The organism is Mycobacterium sp. NGS51, from assembly GCF_059812525.1.
This window is the reverse complement of sequence record NZ_JCALCV010000001.1, coordinates 244110-260623: the sequence shown is the minus strand read 5'-3', so window position 1 is coordinate 260623 and position 16514 is coordinate 244110. Positions and strand designations below refer to the sequence as shown.

16 protein-coding genes are annotated in these 16514 nt (G+C 65.2%); 4 read left to right on the top strand and 12 right to left on the bottom strand.

Features of this window, described 5'->3' with window-relative positions; genetic code table 11:
* Positions 1-336 precede the first annotated feature (336 nt).
* Entirely contained in the window at positions 337-1827 is a 1491-nt protein-coding gene (locus AC5Y5W_RS01355; RefSeq protein ID WP_500008710.1) for a dihydrolipoyl dehydrogenase family protein, read from the top strand.
* Here AC5Y5W_RS01355 and purQ read toward each other — a convergent pair.
* From purQ to AC5Y5W_RS01340, 3 genes are read right to left on the bottom strand one after another with little or no spacing between them, the layout of a single operon-like run.
* On the bottom strand, positions 1794-2468 hold the full coding sequence (gene purQ, locus AC5Y5W_RS01350; protein WP_500008709.1) for a phosphoribosylformylglycinamidine synthase subunit PurQ: 675 nt from the start codon (positions 2466-2468) through the stop codon (positions 1794-1796). The genes AC5Y5W_RS01355 and purQ overlap by 34 nt on opposite strands.
* Positions 2465-2704, bottom strand: a complete 240-nt coding sequence (gene purS / locus AC5Y5W_RS01345) for a phosphoribosylformylglycinamidine synthase subunit PurS (RefSeq protein WP_065012978.1) — start codon at positions 2702-2704, stop codon at positions 2465-2467. Before purS ends, purQ begins: the two co-directional genes overlap by 4 nt.
* A 52-nt stretch (positions 2705-2756) precedes the next feature.
* Positions 2757-3428: an ATPase gene (locus tag AC5Y5W_RS01340; RefSeq protein ID WP_500008708.1), complete on the bottom strand. Its 672-nt coding sequence runs from the start codon at positions 3426-3428 to the stop codon at positions 2757-2759.
* 32 nt (positions 3429-3460) lie between these two features.
* Between AC5Y5W_RS01340 and AC5Y5W_RS01335 the strand changes: the two genes are divergently transcribed.
* A complete protein-coding gene (locus tag AC5Y5W_RS01335) occupies positions 3461-4099 on the top strand; it encodes an MBL fold metallo-hydrolase (RefSeq protein ID WP_500008707.1) in 639 nt (212 codons plus the stop codon).
* Positions 4100-4184: 85 nt separating this feature from the next.
* Here AC5Y5W_RS01335 and AC5Y5W_RS01330 read toward each other — a convergent pair whose 3' ends face one another.
* The 3 genes from AC5Y5W_RS01330 to AC5Y5W_RS01320 all read right to left on the bottom strand — a co-directional run bounded on the left by AC5Y5W_RS01330 (position 4185) and on the right by AC5Y5W_RS01320 (position 7125).
* Entirely contained in the window at positions 4185-5828 is a 1644-nt protein-coding gene (locus AC5Y5W_RS01330) for an FAD-binding dehydrogenase (protein WP_500008706.1), read from the bottom strand.
* A gap of 28 nt (positions 5829-5856) precedes the next feature.
* On the bottom strand, positions 5857-6561 hold the full coding sequence (locus AC5Y5W_RS01325) for a DUF2334 domain-containing protein (RefSeq protein WP_500008705.1): 705 nt from the start codon (positions 6559-6561) through the stop codon (positions 5857-5859).
* A gap of 75 nt (positions 6562-6636) precedes the next feature.
* Positions 6637-7125, bottom strand: a complete 489-nt coding sequence (locus AC5Y5W_RS01320) for a glutathione peroxidase (protein WP_500008704.1) — start codon at positions 7123-7125, stop codon at positions 6637-6639.
* 63 nt (positions 7126-7188) lie between these two features.
* Between AC5Y5W_RS01320 and AC5Y5W_RS01315 the strand changes: the two genes are divergently transcribed.
* The gene (locus AC5Y5W_RS01315; RefSeq protein ID WP_500008703.1) at positions 7189-8649 is read left to right on the top strand and encodes a DHA2 family efflux MFS transporter permease subunit; all 1461 of its coding nucleotides are present in this window, start codon (positions 7189-7191) and stop codon (positions 8647-8649) included.
* A 29-nt stretch (positions 8650-8678) separates the two neighbouring features.
* Here the strand turns inward: AC5Y5W_RS01315 and AC5Y5W_RS01310 are convergent, their stop codons facing one another.
* On the bottom strand, positions 8679-10829 hold the full coding sequence (locus tag AC5Y5W_RS01310) for a S9 family peptidase (protein ID WP_500008702.1): 2151 nt from the start codon (positions 10827-10829) through the stop codon (positions 8679-8681).
* The gene (locus AC5Y5W_RS01305; protein ID WP_500008701.1) at positions 10826-11719 is read right to left on the bottom strand and encodes a phosphoribosylaminoimidazolesuccinocarboxamide synthase; all 894 of its coding nucleotides are present in this window, start codon (positions 11717-11719) and stop codon (positions 10826-10828) included. Before AC5Y5W_RS01305 ends, AC5Y5W_RS01310 begins: the two co-directional genes overlap by 4 nt.
* Positions 11720-11823: 104 nt before the next feature.
* Between AC5Y5W_RS01305 and AC5Y5W_RS01300 the strand changes: the two genes are divergently transcribed.
* Entirely contained in the window at positions 11824-12450 is a 627-nt protein-coding gene (locus AC5Y5W_RS01300) for a hypothetical protein (protein ID WP_500008700.1), read from the top strand.
* Here AC5Y5W_RS01300 and AC5Y5W_RS01295 read toward each other — a convergent pair.
* Genes AC5Y5W_RS01295 through purB form a run of 4 tightly spaced genes read right to left on the bottom strand, consistent with a single transcriptional unit; the run spans position 12447 to position 16503 of the window.
* Positions 12447-12824, bottom strand: a complete 378-nt coding sequence (locus AC5Y5W_RS01295; RefSeq protein ID WP_500008699.1) for a nuclear transport factor 2 family protein — start codon at positions 12822-12824, stop codon at positions 12447-12449. The genes AC5Y5W_RS01300 and AC5Y5W_RS01295 overlap by 4 nt on opposite strands.
* Positions 12825-12830: 6 nt before the next feature.
* Positions 12831-13847, bottom strand: a complete 1017-nt coding sequence (locus AC5Y5W_RS01290; RefSeq protein WP_500008698.1) for a tellurite resistance/C4-dicarboxylate transporter family protein — start codon at positions 13845-13847, stop codon at positions 12831-12833.
* Positions 13844-15094 carry a cytochrome P450 gene (locus AC5Y5W_RS01285; protein ID WP_500008697.1) on the bottom strand — a complete coding sequence of 417 codons (1251 nt, stop codon included), beginning with the start codon at positions 15092-15094 and terminating at the stop codon, positions 13844-13846. The genes AC5Y5W_RS01290 and AC5Y5W_RS01285 overlap by 4 nt, the downstream gene beginning before the upstream one ends.
* Positions 15091-16503, bottom strand: a complete 1413-nt coding sequence (gene purB, locus AC5Y5W_RS01280; protein ID WP_500008696.1) for an adenylosuccinate lyase — start codon at positions 16501-16503, stop codon at positions 15091-15093. The genes AC5Y5W_RS01285 and purB overlap by 4 nt, the downstream gene beginning before the upstream one ends.
* Between the last annotated feature and the right edge of the window lie 11 nt (positions 16504-16514).

Sequence of the window (16514 nt, the reverse complement as noted above, 5' to 3'; positions counted from 1 at the left end):
TGAGTTCGACGCAATGGGAGGCTGGGCGTTCTTATCAGTGCTGAAGTTGCGGACAGGTTTCGCGGCCCGCATGGTCTTGCACTCGACGCGCTGGCGGGACGGATTGGCTCGGATTTCCCCGCACCGGGTCCTACGCCTGGTACGACGAGTTGACCGCGGTCCTTCGCGGCGCACGAGATCAACGTCGGCCACCTCGTGGCCACCTTTGAGGTCGCCGATGTCTAGGCTAAGCACTTCTGTTCTAGTAGACCGGAATTGTCCAGCGGACATCGCATAACTGGGTAACCGAAGAGAGGGTCTGGGGACATGGCACCACCTGAAACAGCTCCTGCGCCAATGCAGAAGACGAATCCAGCCAACAATTCCTATGACGTTATCGTGCTCGGAGCCGGGCCGGTTGGGCAGAATGTCGCAGAGCGGGCGCGCGCGGCCGGCCTCGGTGTCGCGGTAGTCGAGCGGGAACTTGTCGGCGGCGAATGTTCGTACTGGGCCTGCGTTCCCAGCAAGGCGCTGCTGCGTCCCGTTATCGCCGTCGCCGATGCCCGCCGCGTCGACGGTGCGCGTGAAGCCGTCACTGGTGTTATCAGCGCCGCGAGAGTTTTCGGCCGACGCGACCGCTATGTGAGCAACTGGGACGACGCCGGCCAGGCCGACTGGGTCGCCGGTATCGGGGCGACCCTGGTACGTGGCCATGGGCGGCTGGACGGGACCCGTCACGTCGCTGTCAGCACACCGACCGGCGAGGTGGCGGTACTCGGTGCCCGACATGCGGTTGTGGTGTGCACCGGAAGCCGTGCGGTCCTTCCCGATTTACCCGGTATCGGCGAAGCCCGGCCGTGGACCAACCGCAAAGCCACCGACAGCAGTTCGGTGCCTGACCGCCTCGCCGTCGTGGGTGCTGGTGGCGTCGGCGTAGAGATGGCTACCGCCTGGCAAGGGTTGGGCGCGTCGGTGACATTGCTGGCGCGGGGATCCGGCTTGCTGCCGCGAATGGAGCCGTTCGTCGGCGAAGTGGTCGAGCGCGGTCTCGGCGACCTCGGCGTAGCTGTGCGCGTTGGCGTCTCGGTCACCAAGCTGCGCCGCCCCAGCGCTGACGGACCGGTGACACTTGAACTGGACGACGGCAACGAATTGGAAGTTGACGAGGTGCTGTTCGCGACCGGCCGGGCGCCACTCACTGACGACATCGGCCTGGACAAGGTGGGTTTGTCGCCGGGTAGCTGGTTGGATGTCGACGACACCTGCCGGGTGCGCAACATCGACGACGGCTGGCTCTATGCATGCGGTGACAGCAACCACCGAGCCTTACTCACACACGAAGGCAAATATCAAGCACGGATCGCGGGCGCCGCGATCGCGGCGCGTGCGGCGGGCCGGTCGCTGGACACCTCGCCGTGGGGTGCACACGCGACCACCGCAGACCACCACGCGGTGCCGCAGGTCTTTTTCACCGACCCGGAAGCCGCCGCAGTCGGGATGACGGCCGAGCAGGCCAAGCAGGCCGGCCACCGGGTGCGGGCGGTCGATGTCGAATTCGGTGACACGGTCATGGGAGCTAAGCTCCACGCCGACGGCTACACCGGCCGGGCCCGGATGGTGGTCGATCTCGATCACGGATACCTCCGGGGCGTGACATTCGTCGGTCCGGGTGTTGCCGAGTTGCTGCACTCAGCAACCATCGCCGTCGCCGGGCAGGTTCGAATCGACCGGTTGTGGCACGCTGTGCCCTGCTTTCCGACGATCAGCGAGGTATGGCTACGACTTCTGGAGGCCTATCGAGACTCCGACGGAGCTCAGGCCGTGAGAACAGAATCCAACGCGGAATAGAAAAGACCCAACCCGTCGTCAGAGGGGCCGGTCAGTGCTTCGATGGCATGCTCGGGATGCGGCATCAGCCCGACGACGCGACCGTCGGCCGAGCTGATTCCGGCGATATTGCGCAACGAGCCATTGATGTTGTCGTGGTAGCGAAACGCTACTCGCCCTTCGCCTTCCAACTCGTCGAGCACATCCGCCGAGGCTACATAGCGGCCCTCGCCGGACTTCAACGGAACCAGCAGATCAGCCTGCGGCTCGAAACGCGACGTCCATGCCGTCGTCGTCGACTCCACCCGCAGCCACACATCACGGCAGACAAAATGCAACCCGGCGTTGCGAGTCAGCGCACCGGGCAACAAGCCTGCTTCACACAGCACCTGAAAACCGTTGCAAATCCCCAGAACCGGCAGACCGCGGCGCGCTGTGGCCACGACTTCACCCATCACCGGTGCGAACCGCGCGATCGCGCCGGCCCGCAGGTAGTCGCCGTAGGAGAACCCACCAGGCACCACCACCGCATCAACGCTCTTGAGATCAGCGTCGGCGTGCCACAGGTTGACCACCTCGGCGCCGACAAAGCGAGCCGCCCGGGCCGCGTCGACGTCGTCGAGTGTCCCGGGAAAGGTGATGATCCCGATCCGCGCCTTCACTGCGCCTCCCGGCTCACGGTCCAATCCTCGATCACCGTGTTGGCCAACAGCGACTCCGCAATCTCGGCGAGCTGCGAGTCATCGATGGTGTCGTCGACTTCCAGCTCAAATCGCTTGCCCTGCCGCACATCTGAGACGCCGACATGGCCGAGACGCCCCAATGCGCCGACAATCGCCTGACCTTGCGGGTCAAGAATCTCGGCCTTGGGCATCACATGCACAACCACCCGGGCCACCGGCGGTCCTCCTTAGCGTTGTTTGCTCGACGCCAACTCTACCGGTGCTACCTCACCCACAGGATCCGATATAGGCGGCGCACAGCGGTGCGGTCATCGCGTCCAGAACCTGATCGTCGGAGATCACCGGCCATGGCAGCTGTGGAGGGGCCGCCGCCCAGAGGGTGAGTTCGCTGATGGTGCTGCTCTGCGGGTGAGCGACCAGATAGGTGCGCATGATCACCGGGCCGCTGATCACTGCGGCCAGCCGGTTGGGCCCCTCGGCCGTCACCGACGGCGACTGCGCCGGTGAGCCCAGTTGACAGCCGCGCAGCGCGGCGGCAGCGATGTGGAACACCGAGGAGGCGTTCTGGCCGCCGCGTGCGGTGTCGCCGCGCCAGTGCAGAATTTGGGCCTGCAGCTGCCATTGACCCTGCGGGTTGAGCACGGTCGCGCGGCTGGCGACGGTGGAGTCCCGGCTGTCCTGCGGGAACGGCGGGGTGGCGCACAACTCTTCGAACCGGAAGCGTGGCGTTGTACCCGTCAAGGGCACCGCGATACCGGCAAGTGACGGCCAGCGATAGGTGGTGTGCAGCGGCACGGCGCGGGTTTGGATCCAGGCGGTATCGGGGATCGTGTCGCACACCGGCGGGCAGGTCTCGGGATCCGCATGTGCGGTTCCCGCCGGCCCCGGGCCAACAACGAGACCGCCTGCCAGCAGCATCGTCGCCAGGATCACCCGCACAGCACATACCCCCTGCGCGCACAATCGTAGGCATGGAACTCACGCATTTCGGCCATTCCTGTCTGCTTGCCGACTTCGGCCATACCACTGTGTTATTCGACCCGGGTAATTTCTCGCATGGTTTTGAGGGAATCACCGGCTTATCGGCCATCGTGATCACTCACCAACATCCCGATCACGTCGACCACACCCGTTTGCCCGCGCTGTGCGAAGCCAATCCGGATGCCGCGCTATACGCCGACCCGCAAACCGCCGCGCAACTCGGTGAGCCGTGCACGGTGGTGCAAGTCGGTGACGAGCTGTCCGTTGGCGAACTGACCATCCGGGCCCTCGGCGGTCAGCATGCGGTCATCCACCCGGAAATACCCGTTATCGACAACATCTCGTATCTAGTGGGCGACGGCGACCATCCCGCGCGGCTGATGCACCCCGGCGATGCGTTGTTCGTCCCCGACGAGCCGGTGGACGTACTGGCCACCCCGGCGGCGGCGCCGTGGATGAAGGTTTCCGAGGCGGTGGACTATCTGCGGGCCGTGGCGCCGGCCCGCGCGGTGCCCGTCCACCAGGGCATCATCGCGCCCAACGCCCGAGGCATCTACTACGGCCGGCTCAGCGAGATGACCGACACCGACTTTCAGGTGCTGCCCGAAGAAAGCGCAGTCACCTTCTAGGCACCCCGCCACCGGCGAGCGTGAAGTTACGTTCACGTTCGTCGCCGAGAGTGAACCTAACTTCACGCTCGCGGCCACGGGCGAACTAGGCGATGTCACCGGCGGCGCCGCGCCCCGCGGCACGTCCCGAGAAGATGCAGCCGCCCAGGAACGTTCCCTCCAGCGCCCGGTAGCCGTGCACGCCGCCGCCGCCGAAGCCGGCTACCTCGCCGGCCGCATACAACCCGTCGAACGGGCTGCCGTCGGCTTTGATCACGCGCGAGTCGAGGTCTGTCTCCAACCCGCCCAACGTTTTTCGGGTGAGGATGTGCAGCTTGACCGCGATCATCGGCCCGGCTTTGGGGTCGGCCAGGCGGTGTGGGGCCACCACCCGGCCCAACCGGTCGCCTAGGTAGCTGCGGGCAGCACGTATCGCGGTGATCTGACTGTCCTTGCTGAATCGATTGGCCACCTCGCGGTCGCGCGCGGTGACTTCATCGGCGACAGTCGAGTAATCCAGCGGCAGCACGTCCGGAAGGTGGTTCATGGCGGACACCAACGCACGCAACGATTTCGCGCTGACGAAATCCACGCCCCGGTCGACAAAGGCCTGCACGGGGCCCGGTGGCCCCGACCGCGCCCGCGATACCAGCAACTCGCGCACGCTACGACCGGTCAGATCAGGGTTTTGCTCCTGCCCCGAGAGTGCGAACTCCTTCTCGATGATCTTGGCGTTCAAGATGAACCAGGTGTAGTCGGAGCCGGATTGGGCGATGTACTCCAGCGTGCCCAGAGTGTCGAAGCCCGGATACAGCGGCGCCGGCAGCCGCTTGCCCTTGGCGTCCAGCCACAGCGACGACGGTCCGGGAATGATCCGAATACCGTGCCGTGGCCAGACCGAGTCATAGTTGGTGATGCCTTCGGTGTAGTGCCACATCCGGTCGCGGTTGATGACCCGGGCCCCGGCCTGCTCGGTGATGCCGATCATCCGGCCGTCGACGTGGGCCGGCACTCCGCTGAGCAGTTGATCGGGTACCCGACCCATCCGCTTGGGCCAGTTCGCCCGCACCATATCGTGGTTGCCGCCGATCCCGCCGCTGGTGACAATCACCGCCGAAGCCCGGAACTCGAACTGCGACACCACCTCTCGTGTCGATGCCACGCCGCGTGGTTCTGCGGACGGTGCCAGCACGCTGCCGCGAACGCCGGTGACGGCGTCGTTGTCGACGATCAACTCGTCGACTTGATGGCGGTGCGCAAAACGCACAGACGACCGGTCCCGCAACCGCCGCGCGAAGATCTCGACCAGTGCGGGCCCGGTGCCCCAGGTGATGTGAAAGCGTGGCACTGAATTGCCGTGTCCCCGCGCGTCGTAGCCACCGCGCTCGGCCCAGCCCACTAACGGAAAGATCTGCAAGCCCCGGGCGCGCAGCCAGCTGCGCTTCTCCCCGGCTGCGAAATCGACGTAGGCATGCGCCCATTGCCTCGGCCAGTAATCCTCGGGCCGGTCGAATGCGGCAGTGCCGAGCCAGTCCTGCAGCGCCAGTTCATGGCTGTCGCGCACACCCAGGCGGCGTTGTTCGGGACTGTCGACAAAGAACAGGCCGCCGAACGACCAGAATGCCTGCCCGCCGAGATTGGCGCTGTTCTCCTGGTCCAGGATCAGCACCCGCATGCCGCGATCGACCACCTCGCAGGCGGCCACCAGGCCAGCCAGTCCCGCTCCGACGATGATGACGTCAGCGTCCATGGCGCTAAAGAGTAGCGACCCGGGGTGGTCAGGCCGCGCCGAGTATCACCCGATCCGGTCGCCACCGATACATCGACGGTTCGCAGCCGTGCAGCAACGCCAGGTCCGCGGCATCCAGCATCGCCTGTAATGGCCCGGGCTTGCGCAGTTGGCGACCGTCTACCGCAAGCCGCACAACGCCGTCGCGCCGCGCGATGCGCTCAGCCGACAGCACCAACATCCGGCACCACCACGGTTCGGTCAGGAAACCTTCGCCGATCCCGAGAACCCGCGCCCGCTCGGTGGTGTGGCGGACCAAGTCGGTGACTCCGTGCAAGTCGGCCAGCAGTCGAAAGCCATTGCGCGGCAACGCGGTGACGGCCCCCTGCGAGACGGCCCACCCGGGCGCGGCGAACAACCGCGTGCGTAGTCCGAGGTGCTCGAGCACCCGGTCCGCCGCCATCAAGCGCAGGTTGGCTTCGTGGGCGGGCAGTGTCGCAAATTCGCCGCGGCGCTTCTTGGTGGCCGCCTCGTCATAACCGTGCAACACGATCGCATCGCCGCAGGCGCGCCGGCCGGCTAGCCATTCCACGGTGTGCGGATCGCGGTCGAGACGGTAGTCACCCTTGAGGCGTGGGGACACCAGCAACGACACCGGCACCCCGCGGGAATCCATCTGCCCACAGAATGCCGCGACGTCGGCCAACGTGCGGTCTCCGATCCCGGAGACCGAAACGATCAGCTTTCCAGACACACCGTCAGTGTGCCGATCGCAGGTGTCCAGACGGTGAAGTCCACGCAGCTAACGGGCATCGATCCAGCTGACCAGCTAATTGGGCAGCACAGACTCGATGGCGGCGACGACTTCCGGCGCATCGGGCGCCGTGCGTGGCCGAAACCGATTGACCACGGCTCCGCCGGGCGCGATGAGGAACTTCTCGAAGTTCCACTGCACATCGCCCGCCTCACCGGCGGCGTCGGACGTCTTGGTCAGTTCGGCATACAGCGGATGCCGGCCAGGACCGTTGACCTCGGTTTTGGCGAGCAGCGGAAACGTCACACCGTAGTTGGTGGAGCAAAAGGTTTGGATTTCCCCGGCGGTGCCGGGTTCTTGGCCCATGAACTGGTTGCAGGGCACCCCGATCACGGTCAGTCCGCGCTCGGCGTAGTCCTGAGCCAGTTTTTGAAGCGCGCTGTATTGCGGCGTCAAGCCGCATTTCGAGGCAACGTTGACGACGAGCACGGCGCGATCGGCATAGTCGGCCAGCGACGTGGGGCGATCGTCGAGAGTGGTCAACGGGATTTCGGTCAGCGTCATGCTGCGAGACTACGTCAGCATCCGCAAAGTAGGTTGGTCATCTAGCTAGTTGTCGTTACGCTGGTGTCCGTGCTGCGCTCCCGCCAGTCGACCAGCAACGAACCCAGCTATCCGGACAGGCTCGACCCGGGCCTGCTGCGGATAGCCGGTGTGTGCGCCGTGGCCGTGGTGATGGCGATCATGGACGCCACAGTCGTCGGAGTCGCGCAGCGCACGTTCATCACCGCGTTCGGGTCCACCCAGGCCGTTGTCGCCTGGACGATGACCGGCTACACGCTGGCGCTGGCCACGGTGATCCCGCTGGCCGGCTGGGCCGCCGACCGATTCGGCACTAAGCGGCCATTCATGGCGTCCGTACTGGCATTCACAGTGGGCTCATTGTTGTGTGCACTGGCGCCAAACATCAGTGTTCTTATCGTATTTCGAGTGCTACAAGGTCTCGGCGGCGGCATGTTGATGCCGCTGGCCGTGACCATCTTGAGCCGCGAAGCAGGTCCAAAGCGGATCGGCCGTCTGATGGCGGTGTTGGGTATTCCGATGCTGCTCGGCCCGATCGCCGGACCGATTCTCGGTGGGTGGCTGATCGACACTTACAGCTGGGAGTGGATTTTCGGGATCAACGTGCCGATCGGTGTGGCCGCATTCGCTCTGGCCGCGATGGTCTTTCCACCGGATCGCGCGACCCCGTCCGAGGCATTCGACGTCATCGGCATGCTGCTGCTATCGCCGGGTCTGGCCGCGCTGCTGTACGGGGTGTCGTCCATCCCGGGTCGCGGCACGGTCGTCGACGAGCACGTGTGGATACCGGTAGCGGGCGGCCTAGTGATGATCACTGGGTTCGTTCTGCATGCGCTGTACCGGGCGGACCACCCGCTGATCGATCTGCGGCTGCTCAAGAATCGCGAGGTCACCGCTGCCAACTCAACGTTGTTGTTCACCGCGGCAGCTCTTTTCGGCGCCGGACTGCTCCTGCCGAGCTGCTTTCAGCAGATGTTGCTCCAGACGCCGCTGCAGTCGGGAGTGCACATGATCCCCGAGCGGCTCGGTGCGCTGATCGCCATGCCCGTCGCCGGAGTGTTGCTGGACAAGCGCGGCCCGCACAAGATCGTGCTGGCCGGCATCACGCTGATCGGCGCCGGCATGGCCGTCTTCGCCTATGGCGTCTCGACGCAGGCCAGCTACCTGCCCGTGCTGCTGACGGCACTGACGCTGATGGGCATGGGGCTGGGTTGCACGACGATGCCGCTCGTGGCCGCGGCCGTACAGTGCCTGGCCCCCCATCAGATCGCGCGCGGTTCGGCGCTCGTGCACGTCAATCTCCAAGTGGCAGCGTCGATCAGCACCGCACTGATGTCGGTGATCCTCACCAACCAATTCAACGACAGCGATAACATTTCACACGCCTACACCGCGGTGTTCGTCGTGGCCGCCGCGATGGCTTTGTTGGCGTATATCCCCGCGGCGTTTCTGCCCAAGAAGCCGATCGCCGCGGTAGCCGACCGGCCGCCGACGATGGCCCACTGACCTCGGCTAACTGCCCGCGTCGCACCCGTCTACCCGCGCGTACCGCTGAGCAGGTCGTCTACCTGACCGCTGCCATAGTGGTCATGATCTGCGGCAGCCAGCAGCCAGGCGTACTGGAATGCGACTTCCTTCCACCGCTCGTAACGACCGCTGATACCGCCGTGGCCGGCGCTCATCTGAGTTTTCAGCAACACCGGATTGCCGTCGGACTTGGCGTGCCGCAACGCCGCAACCCATTTCGCCGGCTCCACGTAATAGACCCGGGTGTCGTTCAGCGAAGTCATCGCGAGGATGGCCGGGTACTTCCTTTTGTCGACGTTTTCGTACGGAGAGTAGGCCTTCATATACGAGTAGACGGCTTTGTCCTGCAACGGGTTTCCCCATTCATCCCACTCGGTGACAGTCAGCGGCAACGACGGGTCCAACATGGTCGTCAGCGGGTCGACAAAAGGCACCACTGCCAGGATGCCGGCAAACAGATCCGGTTCCTGATTGGCCACCGCGCCCATCAGCAGACCACCTGCGCTGCCGCCCATTGCCACCAGGCTCTGCGGTTGAGTCAGCCCGGAGCCAACCAGATGTCTGGCCACCGCGGCGAAGTCGGTGAAGGTGTTCTTCTTTTGCAGCAGCTTGCCGTGCTCGTACCACAGCCGGCCCATCTCACCACCGCCGCGGACATGGGCGACGGCGAACACCATGCCCCGGTCCAGTAGCGACAGCCGCGCGATCCCAAACTGCGGATCCTGACAGATCTCGTAGGCGCCGTACCCGTACAGCACTGTTGCAGCCGGGAATTCGATGCCGGCCCGGTGCACGATCGACACGGGAATTCGGGTGCCGTCGTCCGCCAGTGCCCAGTCGCGTCGTTCGACGTAATCCTCGCGCCGGAAGTCGCCGAGCACGGGTTGCTCGCGCAGCAATGTGCGCTCCCCGGTGGCCAGGTCGAGGTCGTAGATCTGCACCGGCGTGACAAACGATCCCGCACCGACACGCAGCTTCGGCGAATTCCACGTCGGGTTGGGTCCAAGACCTGATGACATCAGCTCCGAGTCGAACGAAATCTCTTCGGGACTGCCATAAACGCCGTCGTCGCCGATGGGCCACAGCTGGATCCGCGGCAGCGCTTCGCGTCGATAGCTGAGCACCAAATGGCGTTCCAACGCATCCACGGCGTCGAGTCGCACGTCATCGCGGTGGCCGACGAGCGTACGCATCGTGGCTGGATCACTGACCGGCGTTTCGACGAGCGTAAAGTTCACCGCGCCCTCGTTGTGCAGGATCAAAAACCGATCCTCACCGCCGACGACGGCGTGCTCCACCGAGTATTCGACGCCGTCTCGGCGCGGCCACACGGTCACGAATTCGGCTTCAGGATCGGCGGCATCGGCGTAGCGGACCTCCGATGTGATCGCCGATCCGGCGGCAATCAACACGTAAGCATCGCTGCGGGTGCGGCCCACCGCCAGCCAGAACCGTTCGTCCGCTTCGTGATAGACCTTCGCGGCGGGCAGGCCCGAACCGATTCGATGCCGCCACACCGTGTCCGGACGCCAGGCCGCATCCACGGTGACGTAGTACACGGTGCGGTTATCAGTCGCCCAAGTCGCTCCGGCGCCGATTCCGACGATCTCGTCGGAATACCGATCGCCTGTGCGTAAATCTTTGAATCGCAAGGTATAGCGCTCGTCGCCGACGATATCGACGGAATACGCCAGGACGTTGCCGTCGGGGCTGACACTGGCGGCACCCAACGCGAAGAAGTCGTGGCCGTCGGCCTCGACGTTCTCGTCGAGCAATATTTGCTCGCCCGGAATCTCGGTGTGCTCGTCGAACACCGGCGGCGTCCAGTCGTCCGGATCGGTGACCGGGCAACGGCAGTGCACGCCGTATTGCTTACCTTCGAAGCTGCGGGCGTAATACCACCACTGGCCACGCCGGGTAGGCACCGATAGATCGGTCTCTTTGGTACGTGCCTTGATCTCGTCGAAAATGCGCTGCCGCAATGGCTCCAGCTGGGCGGTCGACTGGTCGGCGTAGTCGTTCTCCGCCTCCAGGTAGGAAATCACGTCTGGATTGGCCTTGTCCCGCAGCCATTCGTATGGATCGACGAACACGTCGCCGTGGAATTCCCGTCGACTCTCGACCCGTTTGGCGACCGGCGGCGCAGGCGTAGCGGTCACGCTCCCGGCCCGATCCAGTCGTCGAACCGCAGTCCGGAAATCCGTTGGTAGGCATCGACGTAGCGGGCGCGGGTGGCGTCGATGATGTCGTCCGGTAGCGGCGGCGGTGGCTGCGAACCCGCGCGGTCCCAGCCGGACTCGGGGCCGGTGAGCCAGTTGCGGACGAATTGCTTGTCGAAGCTAGTCTGCACTACCCCCGGCCGGTAGTTGTCAGCCGGCCAATAACGTGACGAATCCGGAGTGAAAACCTCGTCGGCGAGCACCAGGTCGCCCTGATTGTCGATACCGAACTCGAACTTGGTGTCGGCGATGATGATTCCCTTCGTCAGGGCGTGGTCGGCGGCCTGCACATAGGTCTGCAGCGTACGGTCGCGCAGTTGGTTGGCCTGCACCGCACCCACCATCTCGGTCACCCGTGCGAACGAGATGTTCTCGTCATGCTGGCCCAGCTCGGCCTTGGTCGCCGGGGTGAACAACGGCGTGGGAAACTTGCTGGCCTCCACCAAACCCGGTGGCAGCGCGATACCGCAGAGGCTGCCGCTGACCTGGTAGTCCAGCAAGCCCGAGCCGGTCAGGTAACCGCGGGCCACACACTCCACCGGAAGCATCTTCAACTCGCGCACCACCAACGCGCGGCCGAGAACCTCGTCGGGAATCCGCGGATCGTCCGGCGGTCCGGCCAGGTGATTGGGCGCCTCGACGAAGTCGAAGAAGAACACGCTCATTGCGGTCAGGATGCGACCCTTGTCCGGAATCGTGCTGTCGAGCACGTAGTCGAACGCCGAAATCCGGTCGGTCGCGACGAACAACAGGTGCTCGGCGTCGATGCGGTAGAGCTCGCGGACTTTGCCGCTGGCCAGATGCCGGTAGTCGGACAGGGCGGGACGCATCGGGTCAGCTTAATGGCGATCGCAAGCGCGGCGGAGCCGGGCGCACTACGCCGGCGCGCGATTATCGGGCAGCTGAGCACTGCTGCTGTGCTGGGATCAGGGCTATGAAATCGAGGTTCGTACCTTACGCCACTACTCCTGCGCGACTGTTGGGGCAGTTGTTCAGCGATGCCGTCGTCGTTGTGTGGACTGCCGTATGGGTATTCGTCGGCTTGGCCGTGCACAGTGCGGTGTCGACGATCGCCGAGGTGGGACGGCAGGTCGACGGCGGCGCGCGCGGCATCGCCGGCAACCTGTCGTCCGCAGGGCATAACGCCGACCGCGTACCGCTTATCGGAGACGCCCTCAGCAAGCCGCTCACCGCGGCCAGCAAGCCGGCCCTGGAGATTGCCGAGGCCGGGCACAACCTGGACACCACCGCCAGCTGGTTGGCCGTCGTCTTGGCGCTGGCAGTTGCGGCGCCACCGATTTTCGCGGTGGTGATGCCTTGGCTGGTGTTGCGGTTGCGGTTCTTCCGTCGCAAATTGACCGTGACCGCGCTGGCTGCCACACCGGCCGGCGAACAGCTACTGGCGTTGCGGGCATTGGCGAATCGGCCGCTGCGGCGGCTCAGCGCTGTCAGCGCCGATCCGGTCAGCGCGTGGCGGCGTGAGGATCCCGCGGCCATTCGCGGCCTGGCCGCCCTTGAGCTGCGGTCGGCGGGCCTCATCCGTTGGAGATCGGGCCCTTAGTCGGCGAGCTGCGTCTGCTGGTAGAGCGCCAGCTTCCAGCCGTCCTCGGTGCGGTGGTACATGCTCGACATCGCGCCGACGAAAGTCGGCTCGTCCCCGGCACGGTATCCAGTGCCGATATACACCAGGGCTGCGTTGTTGTCGTCGATGCTGATCAACCGCACCTTGGCGATGTCGTAGGTGCGCCAGGGCGGCGACTCCGACAGAGCCGAAACCACGGTGTCGCGGTCCATCACCATGCCGTTGGCGAGCACCATGACAGCGTCGGGCAGCATCACGCCGCCGTAAAACCGCGCACCCCTACCCGAACAGAGCGAATCCCACCCCGCGCGTTCGAGTTGCAGCAAGAGATCGAGCACAAGGTTGTCGGTCATGCGAAATCAGGTACCCGTTTTTGTGTCTGTTGACGACCGGATCCGTCGCCAAATTCGCAGCAGCCCGGCGACGACCACAATTACCCACGCCGCCAACGCGTCCCAGAAGAACACCAACGAAATCGTATGCAAGGATCGCAGACCGAGCTCGACCGCCATCGCGTCAGTGGCGGCGGAGTACATGCCCAGTGGAAATACCAGCGTCCACCACACCCCGGTGAATTGCAGGACCTCCGGACGCTGACTAATGCGATGCAAGCCGAAATAGATCAGCGGCGGTATCCACAGCGTGGCCGCCACCCAGGTGACCACCGTGACAGTGCGGACGCCGCCGGCCAGCCAATGCGGGGCCTGTTGATGGATGTAATCGCCGGCCAGCGTTGCGATCGCCAACCCGCCCATCAGGATCCAGGTGTCGGGCTCGAACCCGTCGCGATCCTGTCGTTCGGCAATCGCGCGCCAAAGCATCAGCCAGGTCATCAAGCAGTAGATGGCGATCGCCGCCAGCCAAATCGGTAGGGCAACCATCAACCACCAGCGGTGGCCGGTGTGGTGAGCCGCCTGAGCGGCAACAATCGCCAATCCGGACGACCCGACGCTGGCCAGCTCCCACGCGCCGTGCACTCGGTCGCGTAGGGCTGCCCAGCCGTGCCCGGTCATATTCCGCGCGGTGAGCACGATCAACACCAGCCACGACACCGAGGCGATCGCGCCGAGTACTCGCACCACAATTGGATGGGCCACCAGCCGGGAGTCCAGCACCGCGCACGCCGCGACGAACGTGAACAATCGCAGGGTGATATCCGGATCGCGCAGATCCCACGGCAGGATCCGGCGTTTGGCGACGACGCCGGTGATAACCAGCATGACGAGGACCAGCAGGCCGAGCGACGCGAGGATGCCCAATGTTCCGCTGACCCACGGGTAGTGGTGGTTCCGTGCGGCGATCGACACGATCCCAGTAGCCATCACCGCCGAGAAGACGTCCGGCGTCAGCGTGACGGCACTGAGTCGAATCCTCACCCCGCACCGAGTAGTTTCACCACGAGGTGGCGGATACCGGTGTGGCGGTTGCTGCGAGTCCATTCGACGGGTGCGACGAGCTGCACGCCGTCGAAGCGCGTCAGCAGTTCCTCGAACAACACTCGCAGTTCCAGCCGGGCCAGGTTGGTCCCCAGACAATAATGAACACCCTGGCCAAAGCCTAAGTGCGGATTGGGTTTACGCGTGATATCGAATTGGTCAGCGTGGTCGAATACGGCGGCGTCGCGGTTGGCCGAACCCTCCCAGATCTGAACTTTCTGACCGGCCGAGATCGACTGTTCGCCGAGTGTGACGTCGCAGGTGGCTGTGCGTCGTTTTGACGGCGACGGTGACGTCCATCGAATTATCTCCTCCACCGCCGTCGGCAGCATGCCCAGATCTGCACGCAGTGCCTGCAATTGGTTCGGGTGATCGGCCAGCGCCAGCAACCCACCGGCGACCGCGTTGCGCGTCGTCTCTGCGCCCGCGCTGAACAGCAGACTGAAGAACAAATACACCTCGAGGTCCGATAGAGCCGGCCCCCCTTCAGGTTCGTCCAGCTCTGCGTTGGCCACCACCGACAACATGTCGTCGGTCGGCTGGGCGCGTTTCGAGGCGATCAACTCCTGCCCATAGGTGTACATCCGCGACCCGGCCTCCTCGACCGAGAGCTGCGAAAGGGACGCTTTGCGAGCACCGCCGAAGTCGAACTGCGGCTCGATCGCCTCGAAGAGCCAATGCCGGTCGGACTCAGGCACTCCCAGCAGGATGCAGATCATCTGCATGGGCAGTTCGGCAGCGATGTCCACCACGAAGTCGAACGGTTCTCCCGGTACGACGGCGTCCAGCAGCCGGCGCGCCCGGCCGCGCAGGTCGTCCTCGACGCGACGGATCATCCGGGGCGTCAAACCGGAGCTGACGAGTCGCCGGATCTGCGAATGCCGCGGGTCATCCATCATGTTGAGCACTTGGCCCGCGATGGCCAGGTCCTGCAGCAGCGTGCCGCCGAACGGCCGGTCGCCGCCAGTGACAGACGAGTACGACTCCGGATCTTTCAGTACCTCAAGCGTTTCCGGGTAAGTCGCCACCGACCAAAAGCCCTCGCCGTCGGGGGTGTGCTCGGTGGGCTCATGCCAGTACACCGGCGCTTCTCGCCGGTGGACAGCGAACATTTCGTGCGGAAAGCCGTTCGCGAAGTTGTCCAGATCGGTGAAGTCGATTCCCGAGAGGGCGTCGGCGAGGGTCATAGGATCGCACCGGGCGTGTATTTGCCCGCCTCCGGGTAGCGCGCCACCAAGGCGTCCACCGCTGCGACCACCGCGTCGACCTGGTCGCCGGCCGCGCCGGTGAACGCTTGTTTGTCGGCCAGCGCTGCGTCGATAGCGGCGCGGTCCAGCGGCAACCGCGGGTCTGCCGCCAACCGCGCGAGCAGATCGGGGTCGGCGCCTTCCCGCATCGCCAGCGCGGCCGCCACTGCGTGCTCGCGGATCACCTCATGCGCGGCTTCTCTACCCATCCCGGCGCGCACCGCCGCGATCAGCACCTTGGTCGTGGCCAGGAACGGCAGATAGCGGTCCAATTCCCGGCCGATCACCGCCGGGTACGCGCCGAACTCGTCGAGCACGGTCAGCAATGTCTCGATCTGCCCGTCGACGGCGAAGAAGCTGTCCGGCAACGCCACTCGGCGCACCACCGAGCAGAACACGTCACCCTCGTTCCACTGCGCGCCGGCGAGTTCGGCGGCCATCGACGCGTAGCCGCGCAGCACCACTTGCAGGCCGTTGACCCGTTCACAACTGCGGGTGTTCATTTTGTGTGGCATCGCCGAGGATCCGACCTGCCCCGGCGCAAAGCCCTCGGTGACCAGGTCATGCCCCGCCATCAACCGAATGGTGTGCGCCAGCGACGACGGGCCCGCGCCGAGCTGTACCAGCGCCGAGACCACGTCGTGGTCCAACGACCGCGGATACACCTGGCCGACACTGCTCAACACCGTTGTGAATCCGAGGTATTCGGCGATGCGCTGTTCGAGTGTGGCCAGTTTCGCTCGGTCCCCGAGCAAATCGAGCATGTCCTGGGCAGTGCCCATCGGGCCCTTGATGCCGCGCAGCGGATAACGGTCGATCAGCTCACGCAGCCTCGTCAACGCCAGCAGTGTCTCCTGTGCGGCCGAGGCGAACCGTTTGCCCAATGTGGTCGCCTGGGCGGCGACGTTGTGGCTGCGTCCGGCCATCACCAGGTCGCGGTAGGCCACCGCCCGCTCGGCCAGCCGCGCCACCACCGCCACGCCGTGGCAGAACACGAGTTCCATCGACCTGCGGATCTGGAGTTGCTCGACGTTCTCGGTCAGGTCACGGCTGGTCATGCCCTTGTGCACGTGCTCATGGCCTGCCAGCGCGTTGAACTCCTCGATGCGGGCTTTGACATCGTGGCGGGTCACCCGCTCGCGGGCCGCGATGGAGCCCAGGTCGACGTCGTCGAGCACCCGTTCGTAGTCGGCGAGCGCCTGTTCGGGGACCGGCACGCCCAGCTCTGCCTGGGCTCGCAGCACCGCCAGCCACAGCCTCCGCTCGGCGACAACCTTGGCCTCCGGCGACCAGATCGACACCATCTCGGCGCTGGCATACCGGGCGGCCAGCACATTCGGGATGTTCACAACGTCACAGC